General features: G+C 71.5%; 16 protein-coding genes and 3 pseudogenes. 5 read left to right on the plus strand and 14 right to left on the minus strand.

All coding sequences use genetic code 11. The annotated features are described in order from the left end of the window. Positions 1 to 5 precede the first annotated feature (5 nt). Positions 6 to 565: pseudogene (locus ACWEK3_RS11855) on the plus strand (IS701 family transposase); the annotation flags it as partial. 162 nt (positions 566 to 727) lie between these two features. Here the strand turns inward: ACWEK3_RS11855 and ACWEK3_RS11860 are convergent. Genes ACWEK3_RS11860 through ACWEK3_RS11870 form a run of 3 tightly spaced genes read right to left on the minus strand, consistent with a single transcriptional unit; the run spans position 728 to position 1,629 of the window. Further along, complete coding sequence (locus tag ACWEK3_RS11860) at positions 728 to 1,081, minus strand: hypothetical protein (protein WP_453249597.1); 354 nt, start codon at positions 1,079 to 1,081, stop codon at positions 728 to 730. Between the two features lie 2 nt (positions 1,082 to 1,083). Then, positions 1,084 to 1,413: a hypothetical protein gene (locus ACWEK3_RS11865; RefSeq protein ID WP_453249598.1), complete on the minus strand. Its 330-nt coding sequence runs from the start codon at positions 1,411 to 1,413 to the stop codon at positions 1,084 to 1,086. Positions 1,414 to 1,449: 36 nt separating this feature from the next. Next, positions 1,450 to 1,629, minus strand: coding sequence for a hypothetical protein (locus ACWEK3_RS11870; RefSeq protein WP_453249599.1), 180 nt, complete (start codon positions 1,627 to 1,629; stop codon positions 1,450 to 1,452). Between ACWEK3_RS11870 and ACWEK3_RS11875 the strand changes: the two genes are divergently transcribed. Further along, positions 1,619 to 2,275 (plus strand): SDR family NAD(P)-dependent oxidoreductase, encoded by a 657-nt coding sequence (locus ACWEK3_RS11875; protein WP_453249641.1) that lies wholly within the window; start codon positions 1,619 to 1,621, stop codon positions 2,273 to 2,275. The two genes, ACWEK3_RS11870 and ACWEK3_RS11875, sit on opposite strands and share 11 nt — an antisense overlap. Before the next feature lie 393 nt (positions 2,276 to 2,668). Here ACWEK3_RS11875 and ACWEK3_RS11880 read toward each other — a convergent pair whose 3' ends face one another. The 3 genes from ACWEK3_RS11880 to ACWEK3_RS11890 all read right to left on the minus strand — a co-directional run bounded on the left by ACWEK3_RS11880 (position 2,669) and on the right by ACWEK3_RS11890 (position 4,218). Further along, positions 2,669 to 3,289: a HEAT repeat domain-containing protein gene (locus tag ACWEK3_RS11880; RefSeq protein WP_453249600.1), complete on the minus strand. Its 621-nt coding sequence runs from the start codon at positions 3,287 to 3,289 to the stop codon at positions 2,669 to 2,671. A 34-nt stretch (positions 3,290 to 3,323) separates the two neighbouring features. Further along, on the minus strand, positions 3,324 to 3,863 hold the full coding sequence (locus ACWEK3_RS11885) for a hypothetical protein (RefSeq protein WP_453249601.1): 540 nt from the start codon (positions 3,861 to 3,863) through the stop codon (positions 3,324 to 3,326). Positions 3,864 to 4,005: 142 nt separating this feature from the next. Beyond that, a complete protein-coding gene (locus ACWEK3_RS11890) occupies positions 4,006 to 4,218 on the minus strand; it encodes a dehydrogenase (RefSeq protein ID WP_453249602.1) in 213 nt (70 codons plus the stop codon). Between ACWEK3_RS11890 and ACWEK3_RS11895 the strand changes: the two are divergent. Then, positions 4,202 to 5,099, plus strand: a pseudogene (locus tag ACWEK3_RS11895) (IS630 family transposase); the annotation flags it as partial. The gene ACWEK3_RS11890 and the pseudogene ACWEK3_RS11895 overlap by 17 nt on opposite strands. Before the next feature lie 218 nt (positions 5,100 to 5,317). Here the strand turns inward: ACWEK3_RS11895 and ACWEK3_RS11900 are convergent. Next, the gene (locus ACWEK3_RS11900) at positions 5,318 to 6,631 is read right to left on the minus strand and encodes a methyltransferase domain-containing protein (protein ID WP_453249603.1); all 1,314 of its coding nucleotides are present in this window, start codon (positions 6,629 to 6,631) and stop codon (positions 5,318 to 5,320) included. Between the two features lie 199 nt (positions 6,632 to 6,830). Beyond that, positions 6,831 to 7,022 (minus strand): annotated as a pseudogene (locus ACWEK3_RS11905) (helix-turn-helix domain-containing protein); the annotation flags it as partial. Positions 7,023 to 7,574: 552 nt separating this feature from the next. On the opposite strand from ACWEK3_RS11905, the gene ACWEK3_RS11910 reads away from it, so the two are divergent. Next, entirely contained in the window at positions 7,575 to 8,381 is an 807-nt protein-coding gene (locus tag ACWEK3_RS11910) for a ribonuclease BN (protein WP_361410830.1), read from the plus strand. Positions 8,382 to 8,513: 132 nt separating this feature from the next. Here ACWEK3_RS11910 and ACWEK3_RS11915 read toward each other — a convergent pair whose 3' ends face one another. Next, positions 8,514 to 9,101 carry a rhodanese-like domain-containing protein gene (locus ACWEK3_RS11915; RefSeq protein ID WP_450539893.1) on the minus strand — a complete coding sequence of 196 codons (588 nt, stop codon included), beginning with the start codon at positions 9,099 to 9,101 and terminating at the stop codon, positions 8,514 to 8,516. A 93-nt stretch (positions 9,102 to 9,194) separates the two neighbouring features. Between ACWEK3_RS11915 and ACWEK3_RS11920 the strand changes: the two genes are divergently transcribed. Further along, the gene (locus tag ACWEK3_RS11920) at positions 9,195 to 9,482 is read left to right on the plus strand and encodes a metal-sensitive transcriptional regulator (RefSeq protein WP_141364307.1); all 288 of its coding nucleotides are present in this window, start codon (positions 9,195 to 9,197) and stop codon (positions 9,480 to 9,482) included. Between the two features lie 48 nt (positions 9,483 to 9,530). Here the strand turns inward: ACWEK3_RS11920 and ACWEK3_RS11925 are convergent, their stop codons facing one another. The 5 genes from ACWEK3_RS11925 to ACWEK3_RS11945 all read right to left on the minus strand — a co-directional run bounded on the left by ACWEK3_RS11925 (position 9,531) and on the right by ACWEK3_RS11945 (position 15,444). Next, positions 9,531 to 10,277, minus strand: a complete 747-nt coding sequence (locus ACWEK3_RS11925; protein ID WP_450539892.1) for a sulfite exporter TauE/SafE family protein — start codon at positions 10,275 to 10,277, stop codon at positions 9,531 to 9,533. Beyond that, positions 10,274 to 10,666, minus strand: a complete 393-nt coding sequence (locus ACWEK3_RS11930; RefSeq protein WP_450539890.1) for a rhodanese-like domain-containing protein — start codon at positions 10,664 to 10,666, stop codon at positions 10,274 to 10,276. Before ACWEK3_RS11930 ends, ACWEK3_RS11925 begins: the two co-directional genes overlap by 4 nt. Further along, positions 10,663 to 12,048 (minus strand): MBL fold metallo-hydrolase, encoded by a 1,386-nt coding sequence (locus ACWEK3_RS11935; RefSeq protein WP_450539887.1) that lies wholly within the window; start codon positions 12,046 to 12,048, stop codon positions 10,663 to 10,665. The genes ACWEK3_RS11930 and ACWEK3_RS11935 overlap by 4 nt, the downstream gene beginning before the upstream one ends. A 125-nt stretch (positions 12,049 to 12,173) precedes the next feature. Next, positions 12,174 to 14,561, minus strand: a complete 2,388-nt coding sequence (locus ACWEK3_RS11940; protein WP_450539885.1) for a glycoside hydrolase family 65 protein — start codon at positions 14,559 to 14,561, stop codon at positions 12,174 to 12,176. A gap of 7 nt (positions 14,562 to 14,568) precedes the next feature. Then, on the minus strand, positions 14,569 to 15,444 hold the full coding sequence (locus tag ACWEK3_RS11945; protein WP_450539883.1) for a universal stress protein: 876 nt from the start codon (positions 15,442 to 15,444) through the stop codon (positions 14,569 to 14,571). Positions 15,445 to 15,583 lie beyond the last annotated feature (139 nt).

The following is a 15,583-nucleotide window of genomic DNA, read 5'->3' on the forward strand; positions in this document are numbered from 1 at the left end:
CTCTGATGGGCCGCATCGCGGGACGGTTCACCCGGGTGGAACCACGGCGGCTGGCGCGGGAGTTCGTGCTCGGGCTCTTGTCGGACCTGCCACGCATTGCTGGACGCTGGCCGAGCACGCCGGCGATGACAGCCCGTACGGCCTGCAGCATCTGTTGTCGAGGACGAAGTGGGATGCCGATGCGGTCCGGGACGATCTGTGTGGCTTCGCCTTCGAGTAACTGCATGATGAGGGTGCGGTATTGGTGGTTGATGAGACCGGTGACCTGAAGAAGGGCACCGCCACTGTCGGCGTGCAGCGCCAGTACACCGGCACTGCCGGGCGCATCGAGAACAGCCAGGTCGCCGTCTACCTCGCCTATTCCAGCCGACGCGGGCACGCGGCGATCGACCGGGAACTGTATGTGCCGCGCTCGTGGATCACGGATGCGGCCCGCTGCCGGTTGGCCGGGATTCCCGAGGAGGTCGGCTTCGCCACGAAGCCTGCGCTTGCCCTCCGTATGATCGATCGGACCCTGGATGCTGGACGCCCGGTTCATCACGGCCCAGGAGACAATCTGGATGGCCCCACCGCCATAATGCAGATCCTCTCGGACGAACTGGGTTAACACGGCGCCCGCGTTTGTTGAGCGGTGCACCTTCGCGCGACGTAGGTTGATGGCGAACGGCCTTGTGCCCGGTGCGGCCATTCCCCGGGAAGGGGAGGCCCGCGCCGGGCGCGTCGGATGCTACGAGGTGGCTTCGGAGTTCGTGCGAGTGATCCGCGCACCAGGAATGTCCAGGGCCTGGACAATCCGCTCGGCGGCCTCCGGGGAGAAGAGCCCCTTGGTCACGCTGAGGACGAATCCGGCCACGGGATGGTCCACCTGCAGCAGCAGGATGAACGCCTCCCCCTCCGCCGGGGAGAAGGCGAAGCAGAACCACTCCGCGAAGTCGTCGTGGGCGATCTCTGGCGCGCCCCAACGCTCCTCGAGTGCCGCACGCTCGACGTCGACCTGGACGAGCCATCTGATGTCACGCGGGCTGACATCCTGTTCGCGGATCCGCTTCAGACCTGCTGGCTCCAGCTTCCGCAGATCCATACCTACCTCGCCTCCGTGATGATGATCGGGATGGAGGCCCATTCGTCGCCGTCCTTTTCGAAGGACCTGACGTCAGGCTCCCTCTCAGCCTCCCACGCGGCCTGTCCTGTCAGACTGCGGTCGTAGGCCCTGGGCTTCACGGTGGTGTAGAACTCCACGCTTCCCGGCTTGGCGTCCCTCGGAAACGGACCACGCCACGCCTGAGCGGTGGCGCTGCCTCCCTGCTTCGGGGCCCGGCCCCACAACTCGCCGGACTCGACCATCATCTGAGCGACCGCGGGCGTCTGGCTCCTTCTACCGGCGAGCCGGTGGAACGGACCGTACAGGGTCACCGGCCCCTTCGGCATGCTCTTGCCTACGGTCAGTGCCTAGGCCCCGGCCGCGACCGCCCCGCCGCCGACCACCGCGCTTCCGCCGGACGCGCCACCGGTCGCCATTTCCGCGATTTCCGCGGCACATACAGGGGCGGCGGCCAGGCATCCTTCGCCCAGCGCGAGGACCTCGTCGACGCCCACGGCGACGCCGTCCCCCCTGAAGCTGGACGTCACCGACCGCCAGGCCGTCCAGGACGCTGTCACCGCGGCGCACGAGCACTTCGGCCGCCTGGACATCGTGGTCAACAACGCCGGCTACGGCCTGTTCGGCATGGTCGAGGAAGTCACCGAGCAGCAGGCCCGCACGCAGATGGACACCAACTTCTTCGGCGCCCTCAACGTCACCCAGGCCGTGCTGCCCCTGCTGCGCGCCCAGGGCGGCGGGCACATCGTGCAGATCTCCTCCATGGGCGGCGTCGTCGCCTTCCCGTCCCTGGGCCTCTACCACGCCTCCAAGTGGGCGCTGGAAGGCATGACGGAGTCCCTCGCCCAGGAGGTCGCCCGCTTCGGCATCAAGGTCACCCTGGTCGAGCCGGGCGGCTTCGGCACCGACTGGAGCGGCCCCTCCGCCGCGCACGCCGCGCCGATCGACGCCTACCAGCCGGCCCGCGACGCGCTGGCCGCGCTGGCCGACGGGACGAAGTACGGTGACCCGAAGGCCGCCGCCACCGCCCTGCTGGAGGTCGTCGACGCCGAACAGCCGCCGCTGCGCGTCCTGTTCGGCGCCGCGCCCCACCACCTGGTCAAGCAGGTCTACGCCGAGCGGCTGCGGACCTGGGCCGACTGGGAGCGGGTCTCCGTCGCCGCCGACGGCGACTGACCCCGCTCGCCGCGCCCCGGGCGGGCTCGGACACCCGGCGAGCGCGACCGCCTCGGGCCGGCGGAGTGCCGCCCGAGGCGGTCGCGGTCCCGCAGCGGGTGTCCTCGCTCGCCGGATACCGGCTATCGCATGTCCTGCAGTTCACCGCGCCGGACGGCCTCGCGCAGCATGGAGGCGAACTCGGGTGGCATGAGGTTGATCGCGTCCAGGGTCTCGGCGGTCAGCAGGATCTCAGTACCCTCAGCGCACGATCTGACACCGATGTTCCTCAGCCCCCCAGAGCCCCGTGAGTTCGCGAAAACTGATGGGTTCTCGGTAGGAACCCACGGGTCTGACAGCCGATTCTCAGGCGAGTGGGCCCGGGTTCACGACGAACCCGGGGTGCGGGACCGCTTACAAGGGTCGGTAGGTGCCGTAGTTACCGGCAAGGGAGTTAGTGGCGGCTTCGGCGACATCGGATCGGGGGCTGGAGACGCATGAGGCGAGGAAGTCGTGCGCTCGCTGCCCCGTCCAGCCGGCCGCGGCAACAGCGGGCCAGAAGTAGATCCCATCCTGTGGGGACCTGGCTTCGATGAAGTCGAGGACGTCGGTCACGGTTTCCTGATCCAGGGCAAGCCGGAGCATGGCCACGGCCTGCAACGCTCCGCCCACAAGAGTCTCGTTACCGGTACTCATGCACCAGCTAATCGCCTCGGTGTGGGAGTGCTCCATGTAGCTCAGCCGGACGACGGCGTCGCCCCCGGCAGTGTGAACCGCATGCAGAGTGTCGCGCTGAAGGACGAGATCTCGCAGGTAGGGAAGGTCGGACGGGGAGCCGCAAGTACCAAGCGCCATCGTCATCTGGTACTGGGTTTCCCAGGTCCGCGGATCCCTCACCTCATTCTTCAGGGCTTCGAGCAGGGCAGGACCGGCATCTGAGTCGCCCAGTTTTCGAAGTCGCTTCGCGGCCGAGCGGCGCTTGGCGGAACTCCGGTCTTGAAGCTGGCGGATCGCTTCAACGGCGTCGAGAGCCACGGTCTCTCCTACTGGATACGGACGTCACTGGACTTTATTCGGCTTCTCTGACAGTTCCGCCGGGGGGCTCACCGGGCGAGGCCAGAAGCAGCTGACGGGCCGAGTCGGCGTAACGCATCGCGGTCTTCTCATCGAGTCCGAACACCTCGGCGAGGTGGAGTGGATCGGGCCCGTGGGTCAGGGCCTCTTCGAGTTGGCGGTCGACGCGGAGCCGTTCCAGTGTCGCGTCCTGCCCGCGCATCGCGGCACTGATCCAGTGGTTGCTGGCGCGGCTGGTCTTCGTGGCGGTCTGGTTGTTGATCAGTAGGTGGAGGTTCGCGGTGTTCGGCCACCGGTTTCGCCGGTGCTTCAGCCAGTCCAGCAGCAGCTTCCGGGTGAGGTCGTCGAGTGGGCGGACGCGTCCGGCGATGGTCAGCCGTCGGTTGCCGAGGTCGATGTCGTCGAGCATGAGGTTGGCGATCTGGGCGACCCGGGCGGCGTGGACCGCCGCGAGGGCGAGGATGAGCCGCGTCGCCGGGGTGGTGGCCGCCGCGACGGAGCGGTCGACCTGCTCGGGGACGAGCGGTTGCAGCACGGCGTACTCGTATTGCCCGACCTTGATCCGGCTGGTGGGGTTGCGGAAGATCAGCCCGTTCTGCTTGGCCCATGTGAACAGCGAGCGCAGGGCGACGAGTTGGTCGTGGCGCTGGTGTCGCCGCCGTCCGCGGTCGTAGATGTCAACGTTGGATGTCCGCGAACAGCTCCGGCACCGGGCAGACCTCCAAAGGCTCGTCCGGCCGGTCGATCCAGCCCCACCAGACATGCCGATCGGTACACCGCCACAGTGTCCGGCAAGTCCGCCGGCCATCGTCCTCCCGCTTGGTGAGGACGAAGCCGCCGGACTGCATGGGCTGACTGCACTCGGGACATGCAGGGGCTTCGCCGGTCATGCGGAGCACCGTAACGGAGCGTTCGGTTCAGCGGTGGCGCCGGGCCTGGCAGGACGCCGGCACGGACGGTCTTCGGTCAGCGGGGCCGGTGTCCCTGCCCAGGCTGAGCGAGAAGCTGTTTGCGGTACTGGAGCAGGAACTGGGCAAGGGGCCGGTCGCGCACGGCTGGCCGGACCAGACCTGGACGCCGGCCCGGATCAAGACCTTGATCGGACGGCGGTTCCACAAGTCGTTCACTCTCTCGGGTGTCTCCCAGATGCTGCGTCGTCACGGCTGGAGTCACCAGGTCCCGGCCCGGCGAGCGGTCGAGCGGGGGACGTGGCCGTGGCCGGGTGGGTGAAGGAGACCTTCCCGCACGTGAAAGCAGCGCGGCGGCGCTCCGATGCCTCCCTCGTCTTCGAGGACGAGGCCGGCTTCTCGATGACGCCGCCGACCGCCCGCACCTGGTCCCGTCGTGGCGACACCCCGGTCATCACGGTGAGGGGACGCTCCCAGGGCCGGATCTCGATCGCGGCCCTGGCCTGCTACAAACCCGGCGAGCGCTCGCGGCTCATCTACCGGCCCATGGTCCACCCGGACCACAAGGCGGGTGGGCGACGCAGCTTCGCGTGGACCGACTACCGCAACCTGCTCATCGCGGCCCACCAGCAACTCGGCAAGCCGATCGTCCTGGTCTTGGACAGTCTCAACGTTCACCGCGACCGTCGCTTACGCGCGTTCATCGACGCCCAGGACTGGGTCACCGTCCACTACCTGCCTCCGTACGCGCCGCGCCTCAACCCGTCGAGGGCATCTGGTCCCTGCTCCGCAGGCGCTGCCAGGCCAACACTGCCTTCACCGACCCCGCCCACCTGATGCGCGCCCTCCGGCGGGGACTGCGGGCGCGCTGCCGACTGCGGCGGGCGCCGTACTCCCGCCGTCGCGGCTGCGAGCGCGCGAGGGGACAGCACCGCCGGCCGTGGCCGAGGGCGAGCAGCTGCTTCGAGCACGGGTGGGACGCCATCCTTGCGGCCGCCCCGGGCGAGGAGTCCGCCGCCATCGCGACCGGCCACCCTTCCGGCGACCGTCAAGAGACCCTTTGGTGAGCGGCCCCCGGCGCTCAGCGACGGCGCGCGACCACGAGGTATTGGTAGGCGCTGAGGCGACGGTGTGTCTCAACCCGCTCCGCCCCGAGGCCGACGGCGACGTCCACCAGTGACTCAAGGCTGGCGGGCAGCGGCACCTCGTGGCATGCCACGCTCACTGGCTCGAAGCCGGTGGCGGTGAGCATCTGGTCGAACTCGTGCCGCGTGAAGAAGTGAATGTGGGTGCGATCGAGCAGCCCCTGATCCTCGTAGTGCCAGCGGTCCTGGACCAGTAGCGGCGCAAGCACCGTCCAATGCTTGACGTTGGGGATTGAGCAGATGATCACGCCCTGGGGGGCGAGGTGGCGGCGAACGACTGACAGCAGCCGGGCCGGGTCACGCAAATGCTCGAGCACATCGCCGAAGAGGGCGGCATCGAGATTGTCAGGTAGGTCCGAGACGGTATCGAGATCGGCGACGATCAGCTCGTCGAGACGCCCCGCCGCGATCTCAGCCGCCTGCGGGAAGAGCTCAACCCCGGCGACCCACGCCCCCAACTCCGTCTTGAGCGCGGCGCCGAGGGAACCAGTTCCGCAGCCGACATCGAGAATTCGACGCGCTGTCTGGGGCACGAGCGCTCGGAGGTCTGGCCGGTCCCCCTCGTAGTACACGCCCAACTCCTCGACGCGATGGGCCCGTGTGCCCGCGGCCGGCTCTGCCCCCGCGATCCACTTCGCGCGAAACGCGCGGTCAGCAGCCAAGAACGCGGCCCGATCTCCGTAGCCGCCCTTGGTGTGGTGAATCACCTCGAGATCGTCGACAACGACGCGCATCCCAGCACGACGCGCCTGGAAACAGATGTCAGCGTCGTAGCCGTGAAACCCGGTAAACGCCTGTTCGTCAAAGCGTAGCTGCTGCACGGCGCGCGGCGAGAGCACCATGATCAAGCCATCGACCATGTCGACATCGCAGCCGCCATCCTGGAAGTCGATCAGGCCCCTCGTCTCGACCACACGCCCCGCAGGGGAATAGTCCCACCACGACAGGCTCCTCACCCCCCGCCCCCCAACCACCCCGATCACGCCGACATCAGGCTCATCGAGCCGCGCCCGGATCTTCTTGACGAAACCGTCATCCACGATCTCGGTGTCCTCATGCAGCAGCACGAGTGCTTCCAGGTCCTTCCGGCCCCGCGCGTCGTCGAGCACCTTGTTGTACGCCTCGAAGATCGATGTCTCCGAGGAGCGCTCGATCACGACGCTGTCCGGTTCGCAGATGCGCTGCAGTCCGGGCACTGCGAATCGCTGAAACTTCTCGGCCGAGCCGACGCACACGCCAAAACAGATCATGTATTAGGTGATCGTCCAGGAGGCGTCACGCTTGAGCCTGGATCCACCATTTGAGGGACTCATTAACGAATGTGTCGTCATGCCACATCGTTAATGACGTTGTGGGTGTGGTGTCGTCAGGGTGAGTCCGGTGCCGGTAAGGCATCCGTCGATGAGGTCGGGCTGGTACTGGACCTGGCGCAGTCCCCGCCGGAGGGCGCAGTTCCCGCTCCAGTACCGCAAACAGCTTCTCGCTCAGCCTGGGCAGGGACACCGGCCCCACCGACCGAAGAGCGTCCGTACCGGCGTCCTGCCAGGCCCGGCGCCACCGCTGAACCGAACGCACGCTCACCCGTAAATACTTGGCGACCTCCGCCTTGGAGGCACCGGCGCCGAACCGTTCGGCACCGCGCCCGCACCACCTGGCCCCAGCTGGCCGCCGTGCACGTGCGCCGCCGCGGCGCCTTCGCGCGACCTGCGGGGGCACGTGGGCAGAGGCCTCGGCGACGACGTGACCATGGTCGCGGTGCAGCGCGACCGTCCGACCTAGTGCTGTGACCGGATTGGTTTGCCGGAAAGCTCGCGGCGTCCGGTGCTGGGGACATCTCCCACGCCCTTCAGGCAGTGCAGGAGCATCGCAAGGCGGAGCGTCACCCGCGTACTGGATGTACTCGGGCGACTCGACAACGCGGCGTGGGGGTACCCCCGGCCGAAGGCTGGGGGGAGTACCGTGCCGGGCGTCGCGAGCCGGTGAACCTTTCCGGTCGCAGCACCAGCTCTGCCGCCGCATTCCCGTCTGCCCGGGTGCGGCCGGGCGGGCGGGTCGCCATGATGGGTATGCGCGGGCCGCGCGCCGGTCACCCGGGACTCGGAGAGGAGGCGCCGTCGCCATGTCACGTCCCATTCCGTCCCGCCCGGCGTCGAGCGGCACCGGTCACGAAGACGGGCGCTCACGGCGGCCGAGTTGAGCGAGCGGGAGTCCGCCGACCGCCCGACGACACACCTGGGGTGGGCCGCTGAGCTCTACCGGCGTGGCAAGCGGCTGGAGCTCATGCACCGGGCGATGGGGTTCGCCACGCTCTCCCTGGTCACCCTCGCCCCGTTGCTGATCGTGGTGGCCGCGCTCGATCCGCTGCACCACGGCGGGTTCGCGTTGTGGCTGGTGGACGGCATGGACCTGTCCGGCCGGTCCGCCGACGTGCTCTCCGAGGTCTTCAGCCCGGCCCGCAAGGTGGCCGGCAGCACCAGCGTGTGGGGTCTGGTGCTGCTGGCGGTGTTCGGCGTGTCCTTCGCGTCGAGCGTGCAGAACGGCTACGAGCGGGTGTGGCGGCTGCCCGCCGGGCCGTGGCACCGGATCTGGCGGCAGGCCGTCTGGCTGATCGCGCTCATGGTGTACCTGTACGTGCAGGTGCTCACCCGCACCGTGTTCGACGGGACCTATCGCATGCTGCTGAGCGTGGGCATCGGCGTGCTGTTCTTCTGGTGGGGCCCGCACTTCCTGCTCGGCCACCAGGTGCGCTGGCGGCTCCTCCTCCCCGGCGCCGTCGCCACCATGGTGGGTCTGGTGGGTCTGCGGGCCTTCTCGTTCCTGGTGTTCACCCCGCTGATCGTGACCAACGCGGTCAGCTACGGCGCCATCGGCACCATCCTGGTGGTGGAGTCCTGGCTGGTCGGCGCGGGGTTCGTCGTCTACGGCGGCGCGCTGTTCGGCCATCTGTTCTGCGACCGCATGGGGCACCTGCTGGAACACGAGGAGGGCCCCGAGGAATGAGTCCGCGCCGCACGGGACGGCCTGCGGGGGCCGGTCCGGCGCGCAGGAGGGCGGCATCGCCGGAAACGCCGGCCCGGTGGGAGCCGAGGCGGCCGGACTCGGCGGGGCGGCCGGATGGCCGCCCCGCCGGTCTCACCTGCTCCGCAGCGTCTCGAGCGTCGCGTCGAGCCGGGCCGCGCGCGGCCGGTTGTGGGGGAGCTTGGCGAGCAGGACTGCCATGCCGCAGGTGTCGGTGAGCGCGGAGAAGACCAGTCCGCCCGCCACCCCCGCCGACAGGATCAGGAAGGCCGGGTGGACGAGCAGTCCGAGCACCACGCCGAGCAGCACCAACGATCCGGCGGTGAAGCGCACTTGGCGTTCCATGCTCCAGCCGGCCGAGGTCTCGCAGGCCGCCGGCCGGTGCAGCTCGTGACCCGCTGTCGCCCAGGCCCCGGTGCCTCCGGCGAGGGTGGCGGCGCCCACGCCGTGCCGGGCCAGGTACACGCAGGCCTTGGCCGAGCGGGCGCCCGAGGCGCAGACGACGAGGACCTCGCCGCGCCCCGCCGCGTGCCGGATCTCGGGCAGCGCCTGCCGGACACGGTCCAGCGGGATGTTGAGAGCGCCGGGGAGGTGTCCCGAGGCATACTCGCCGGGCGTGCGCACGTCGATGACGGTCAGCTCGTCGAGCCTGGTGCGCGCCTGCTCGACGGCGAGGGAGACGGGGGTGGAGGGAACGGTCACGGCAGAACGGGTCCTTTCCGGTCGGTGGGGTGGTCGACGTCGTCACGAGGACGGACGTACAGTACCCCCAGGGGTATTTTGCAAGGAGTGATCGTGGAACTGGAGCTCGAGGGCACGGACCTCAAGGCCGTGCTGAACCGGTTGCGCCGGGCGCAGGGCCAGATCTCCGGGGTGATCCGGATGATCGAGGAGGGGCGGGACTGCGAGGAGGTCGTGACACAGCTCGCCGCCGCCTCCCGTGCTCTGGACCGCGCCGGTTTCGCCATCATCGCCAGCGGCCTGCAGAAGTGCGTGGCCGACATCGAGGCAGGGCGGACGAACGGCCAGGACCCCGCGCAGATGCGGGCCCGCATGGAGAAGCTGTTCCTGTCGCTGGCGTGAGGGCGGGCCGCCCGCGGCCCGGTACGGGGGCCGGCCGGTCGGCGCTCATCAGGCCACCGCGTCGACGAGCATGAACGCCGCCACCGCCAGCAGCACCACGGCGAAGATCCGCTGCAACGCCGGCCCGGACACCTTCGCGGCCAGCCGCTTGCCGTCCCACGCGGCGAGGACCGCGGCACCGGCGAACGGCGCGATCACCGCCCAGTCCAGCCCGTCGACCGTCCCGGCCCGCATCGCCAGCGCGGCCAGCGAGTTGACGGTGATGACCAGCAGGCTGGTGCCCACCGCCGCGCGCATGCGCAGGGACAGCACGCCCACCAGGGCGGGTACGGCGAGGAAGCCGCCGCCGACGCCGAGGACGCCGGTGATCGCGCCGAGTCCGGCGCCGGCGGCCGCCGCCCGGCCGGGCCGGACCGGGCGGTCCGCCCCGGGCGCCGGGCGCGGGCGCAGCATCCGGGCCGCGGCGACCGCCGCGATCAGCGCGAAGGCGGCGGTGAGCACGGCGTCCGGCAGCCGTCCGGCGACCGCGCCGCCGAGCAGGGCCGGGCCGACGCCCGCGGCGGCGAACAGCAGACCGGTACGCCAGTGCACATGGCCGTCCCGGGCGTGTGCGACGAGCGCGGTGGCCGAGGTGACGGCGACGATGACCAGGCTCGCGGTGGTGGCCGCGACCGGGGTGAAGCCGAGCAGGTAGATCAGGGCGGGGACGGCCAGGACGCTACCGCCGCCCCCGAGCGTGCCCAGCGCCAGGCCGATGACGGCCCCGGCGGCCAGGGCGAGGAGCAGAGCACTCACGCGATCGTGCCGTCCTCGCCCCGCTGGTCCACCACGGGCAGTCCGGCCCGTACCCAGTCCCGCATCCCGCCGATCACGTCGACGGCGTCGGCGCCTCGGGCGGACAGCAGCTCGGCGGCCTGCCGGGAGCGGTTGCCGGAGCGGCAGACGACGACCAGGAGCCGCCCGCGCGCCTCGGGTGGCACGCCGGCGCCCGAGGCGAGCGCGCTCAGGGGGAGGTGCAGCGCGCCGGGAGCGTGTCCCGCGCGCCATTCCCGCGCTTCCCTCACGTCCAGGAGCACGGCGCCGCCGGATCCGCCGCCGGGCGCGCCGCCCGCCGGGGCGTGGCCCGTGCGTGCGGCGGCCTCCGGGGCGGTGATCCGGGCGGGACCGCGGCGGACCGGGCTCATCGGCACTGCTCCTCCCGTTCGGTCCGTACGGTGAGTCCGGCCTTCTCCGCGGACTCGAACCCGTCGTCCACCGCGACCACGTCACGGCCCACCGCGTCGAGCAGGGAGGCGGCCACGGCGGCCCGCATGCCGCCCGCGCAGTGCACCCACACCTGGCCGTCGGGGACCTCTCCGGTCCGCCGGTGCAGCTGGTGGACGGGGATGTGCACCGAGCCCTCTACGAAGCCCCCGGCGCGTTCGGAGTCGCGTCGCACGTCCAGTACGACGACGCCCTCCCCCGGGTGCCGCTCGGCGAGGTCCGCGAAGGTGGCCCGCGGGAAGGAGGCGGGCTCCTCGCCGGGGCGGAGCCAAGCGGACGGCCCGCCGGTGGCCGCGGCGGCCGGGCGGTCGATGCCGACCCTGGCCAGCTCGCGCTGCGCGTCGGCCAGTTGCGCGGGCGTCTCGGCGAGCAGCGTCACCGGCTTGCCCCAGGGCACCAGCCAGGCGAGGTAGGTGGCGAGCTTGCCCTCGGCCTCGAAGTTGAACGATCCCGCGACGTGCCCTTCGGCGAAGGCCACCCGGTTGCGCAGGTCGACGACCCACTCCCCCGCGGCCAGCCGGGCGGCTATCTCCTCGGGGTCGGCGACGGCGGGCGGGGTGAGGTCGACCGGCGCGGGTCCGGCGGCGTTGGCCGGTCCCATGTGGGTGTAGTACGCGGGGATGTCGTCCAGGCTCGCGAGCAGGTCGGCGACGAAGGTGTCGACGTCCCGGGTGAGCGCGTCGTTGACCACGCGCTCCCGGCCGATGGTCGTGCTGTCGCCCTCCGCCTGACCGGAGGAGCAGAAGCTGCCGAAGCCGTGGGTGGGCAGTACCGCGGTGGCGTCGGGCAGTGCGGCGGCGAGCCGGTGGGCGGAGGCATGCTGGGCGCGGGCCAGGCCCTCGGTCAGCCGCGGTTCGACCAGGTCGGGGCGGCCGACGGTGCCGATCAGCAGTGAGCCGCCGGTGAATGCGGCGCGGGCGGTGCCGGCCTCCCGGAGGACGTAGGAGGTGTGGTGCGGGGTGTGTCCCGGGGTGGCCATGGCGTGCAGGGTCAGCCGGGCGCCGTCGTCGACGGTCACGGTGTCGCCGTCGCGGACGGGGGTGCGCGCCAAGCGGACGTCGGCGCCTTCCGGGACGAGGTAGTCGGCTCCGGTCAGCCGGGCGAGTTCCAGACCGCCGGAGACGTAGTCGTTGTGGACGTGCGTCTCGACGACGTACGCGATGCGCACCCCGTGCCGGGCGGCCGCCGCCAGCACCCGGTCGACGTCCCTGGGCGGGTCGACCGCCACGGCGGTGCGCTCGCCTCCGGCCAGGTAGCTGCGGTTGCCGAGTCCTGCCAGCTCGATCGTCTCCACGAAGAACACAGGATGCTCCCTTCCTAGCGAAGAATTACCCCCAGGGGTATCTCGTCAGACACTAACACGAGTACCCCCCGGGGTATTTCTGCGCCTCTTCGGCGGCGGGTGCGGGAGAGGTCCGGAAACGTGGTTCAGTCGGGCAGCACCAGGGCGCACGTCTCGCCCGGCTGGACGCCGACGGCGCGGTCGGTCAGGCGCACGTCGATCGGCGAGCCGCCGGACTCGGGCACGGCGATCCGGATCCGGCCGTGCTCCAGCCGCAGCCGCACGCCCCAGTGCCCCCGGTAGCGGATCGAGACGCCGTAGGAGGACAGCTCCGGCAGCGGGGCGGGATCGAGCCACAGCGCGCCCTCACGGGTCTCCAGACCGGTCAGTCCGCGCTGTACGAGGTCGAGGGTGCCGCCCATGGCGCCGAGGTGGATGCCCTCGCCGGTGGTGCCGCCCTGGACGTCGGCGATGTCGCTGCGCAGCGCCTCCTGGACGAAGGCCCACGCGTCGGCGCGGCGGGCGCGGGCCAGGACCCAGCCGTGCACCAGGCCGCTGAGGGTGGAGCCGTGGCAGGTACGGGCCAGGTAGTAGTCGACGGTGCGCCGCCACAGGTCCTCGTCGAAACGATGTCCCAGGCGGCCGAGGAGCGCGCGCAGCTCGGCCGGGGAGAAGAGGTAGCCGAGCATGAGCACGTCGGCCTGCTTGGACGCCTTGTAGCGGTTGACGCTGTCGCCCTCGGCCTCCAGGATCCGGTCCAGGCGGCGGATGTCGCCGTAGCGTTCGCGGTATCCGGCCCAGTCGAACTCGGCCAGGCCGCCGTACCCCTCGAACTGGCTGATGACGCCGTCGTGGAAGGGCACGTGCAGCGTGCGGGAGACGTGCTCCCACTGGTCCAGCTCGGCGCCGTCCACGCCGGTGCGCTCGACGAGTTCACGGCGGCGCGGCTCGGGCAGGACGCGCAGCGCCTCCAGCGCGCGGTCGAGCACCCAGGCGGCCGTGACGTTGGTGTAGGCGTTGTCGTCGAGGCCGGGCCGCTCGGCGTCCGGGTAGGCGTCGTGGTACTCGTCGGGGCCCATGACGCCGAGGATGCGGTGGCGTCCCAGACGCTCGTCCCAGGTGGCCGAGTCGGCCCAGAAGCGGGCGATCTGGAACAGTGTCTCGGCACCCTTGGTGTGCAGGAACTCCGCGTCGCCGCTCGCCTCGCAGTACCGCCACACGTTGTAGGCCACCGCCGAGCCGACATGGCGCTGGAGGTGGGAGTGGTCCGGCAGCCAGCGGCCCGAGCGGGGGTTGAGGTGCAGCCGCTGGCTCTCCTCCCGGCCGTCGCTGCCGCTCTGCCATGGGAACATCGCGCCGCGCCGGCCGATCGCGCGCGCCGCCGAGCAGGCCCGCTCCAGGCGCCGGTGCCGGTAGTGCAGCAGGGCGCGGGAGACCTCGGGGAAGTGCAGGTTCAGGTACGGCAGGACGAACAGCTCGTCCCAGAAGACGTGGCCGCGGTAGGCCTCGCCGTGCAGGCCGCGGGCCGGTACGCCGACGTCCAGGTCGGCGGTGTGCGGGGAGAGGGTCTGGAGCACGTGGAAGAGGTGCAGGCGCAGGATGCGCCCCGGCTCCCCGGGGACGTCGATGGCGGCCCGGCGCCACAGCCGCCCCCAGGCCGTCCGGTGGCTCTCCAGCAGCCCGGCGAAGCCGGGCGCCGCGCCCACCCGGTCGATCGCCGCGTCCAGCGGATCGCTGATCGCCAGGTCGCGGGACGTGTGCAGGGCGACGGTCTTGTCCAGGGCGGCGGTACGGCCGGGTACCAGGCTCAGGCGTACCCGCTGGATCGCGCGCGGGTGCTCGTGCCGGGTGCCGACCGGTCCGGCCGCCCGGTCGGCGGTCAGCCGGGCGGCCAGGCCGATCCGGATGTCGGAGGTTCGGGTCCGGCAGCGCAGCCACACCGTGTCCGGGGCCGCGGTGCCGGTGTGCACCTGGGTGAGGTGGCGGCCGTCCAGGTCCTGGTAGCGGCGCACCCCGGCGTTCGTCACACCGCCGTCGATCGCCGCCTCGACCTCCAGATCAGCCGGGCCGCCCCCGGCGGTGAACTCGGTGCGCAGGGCCGCCAGATACGGGTCGGCCATGTGCACGATCCGCTGCTGGCGCACGGTCAGCGTCCGCCCGTCGCCGAGCCCGTACCGGGTGCGGCGCTCCAGCACGCCCGGGTCCAGGTGCAGGACCTGGTGGTGCTCGAGGACCGGCGCCGTGTCCGGGGTGAGCCAGGCGCCGCCCGCGAGGCGGAAGCGCAGCGGCAGCCAGTCGGGCAGGTTGACCAGGTCCTCGTTCTCGACCTGGCGGCCGGCGACGTGGGAGACGATCCGGTTGTAGCACCCGGCCAGGTAGGTGCCCGGGTAGTGCACCTCGTCCGCGGCGCACTCCGGCAGGGCTCCGCGTGTGGCGAAGCGGCCGTTGCCCAGGGCGCACAGGGCCTCCCTCAGGCGCTCCTGCGCGGCGTCGTAGCCGTCGTAGGCCCAGGTCCGAGCCGTCGTCTCCGGCACGGCGCGGTCACACCCGCTGCGGTACGACGGCGACCGGGCAGTGCGCGTGGTGCAGGAGGGTGTGGGCCGTCCGGCCCAGCTGGAGACCGAAGTGGCCCTCCCTGCGCCGGACCCCGACGATCACCAGGTCGGCGGCGGCCGAGCGGTCCACGAGCACCCGGTGCGCCGGGCCCTCGACCGTGGCGGGGCGCACCCGCACCGTCGGGTACTCGGCCCCCGGTTCGCGCAGCAGCTCCTCCAGCACGGCGGCGGCCCGCTCCTCTTGCCGCCGGGCCGGCTCCTCGGCGAGCTCCGGGCTGCCGATGCCCTCGTGCACGGGGCGCCGCCAGGTGCGTACGACGTCGAGGACGCAGTCGCGCACCTCGGCCTCCCGGAACGCGAACCGCGCGGCCTCGTGCCCGGTGTCGGAGTCACCGGCGGCGAGCAGGATCCGCTCGTGGCTGCCGGCCAGGCCCGCCTGGTCGCCCCGGACCACGACCACCGGGCAGTGCGCCCGGGCCGCCACGGCCAGACCGACCGAACCCAGGAGCAGCCCCTTCAGCTGACCCCGCCCGCGAGAGCCGGTGACCAGCACGGAGGCGTTGGCGGCCTCGCCCAGCAGGGCGGCGACCGTGTCCTGCGGAAGGATGTCGGTGGACACCTTCACCTCCGGGTCGCGCCGCTGGGCGCGCTCCGCGGCGGAGGCGACGATGTGCTCCGCCATCACCTGCTCCGAGGGACGCTCCACCGTCCCGGACGGCACCGCGCCCTCGTACCGCTCCCACAGGGACGCGTACACCAGGCGCAGCGGGAGACCGAACCGGGCGGCCTCACTCACCGCCCAGTCCACCGCCGTCAGGCTCGGGTCCGACCCGTCGACACCCACGACCAGGGGCAGTTCCACCGACCCCACCGCCTTCCGCCGGGGCTGCCGCCTCCTGCGGCAGCGCATCCCACCTTCACCGTCGCATCCGGTAGGACACGGCGCGAGAGCGGTTCGGTCCTTCCGGGGACCGTTCGGCCCTCCCACCGCGCCGTCTTCC

Source organism: Streptomyces sp. NPDC004721 (genome assembly GCF_053601495.1).

Bases quoted from the DNA above. Each gene is read 5' to 3' on its own strand.
- ACWEK3_RS11930 (WP_450539890.1), bottom strand. From the start codon at position 10,666: ATGAGCCCGGTCCGCCGCGGTCCCGCCCGGATCACCGCCCCGGAGGCC.
- ACWEK3_RS11890 (WP_453249602.1), bottom strand. From the start codon at position 4,218: ATGACCGGCGAAGCCCCTGCATGTCCCGAGTGCAGTCAGCCCATGCAG.
- ACWEK3_RS11860 (WP_453249597.1), bottom strand. From the start codon at position 1,081: ATGGATCTGCGGAAGCTGGAGCCAGCAGGTCTGAAGCGGATCCGCGAA.
- ACWEK3_RS11900 (WP_453249603.1), bottom strand. From the start codon at position 6,631: ATGATCTGTTTTGGCGTGTGCGTCGGCTCGGCCGAGAAGTTTCAGCGA.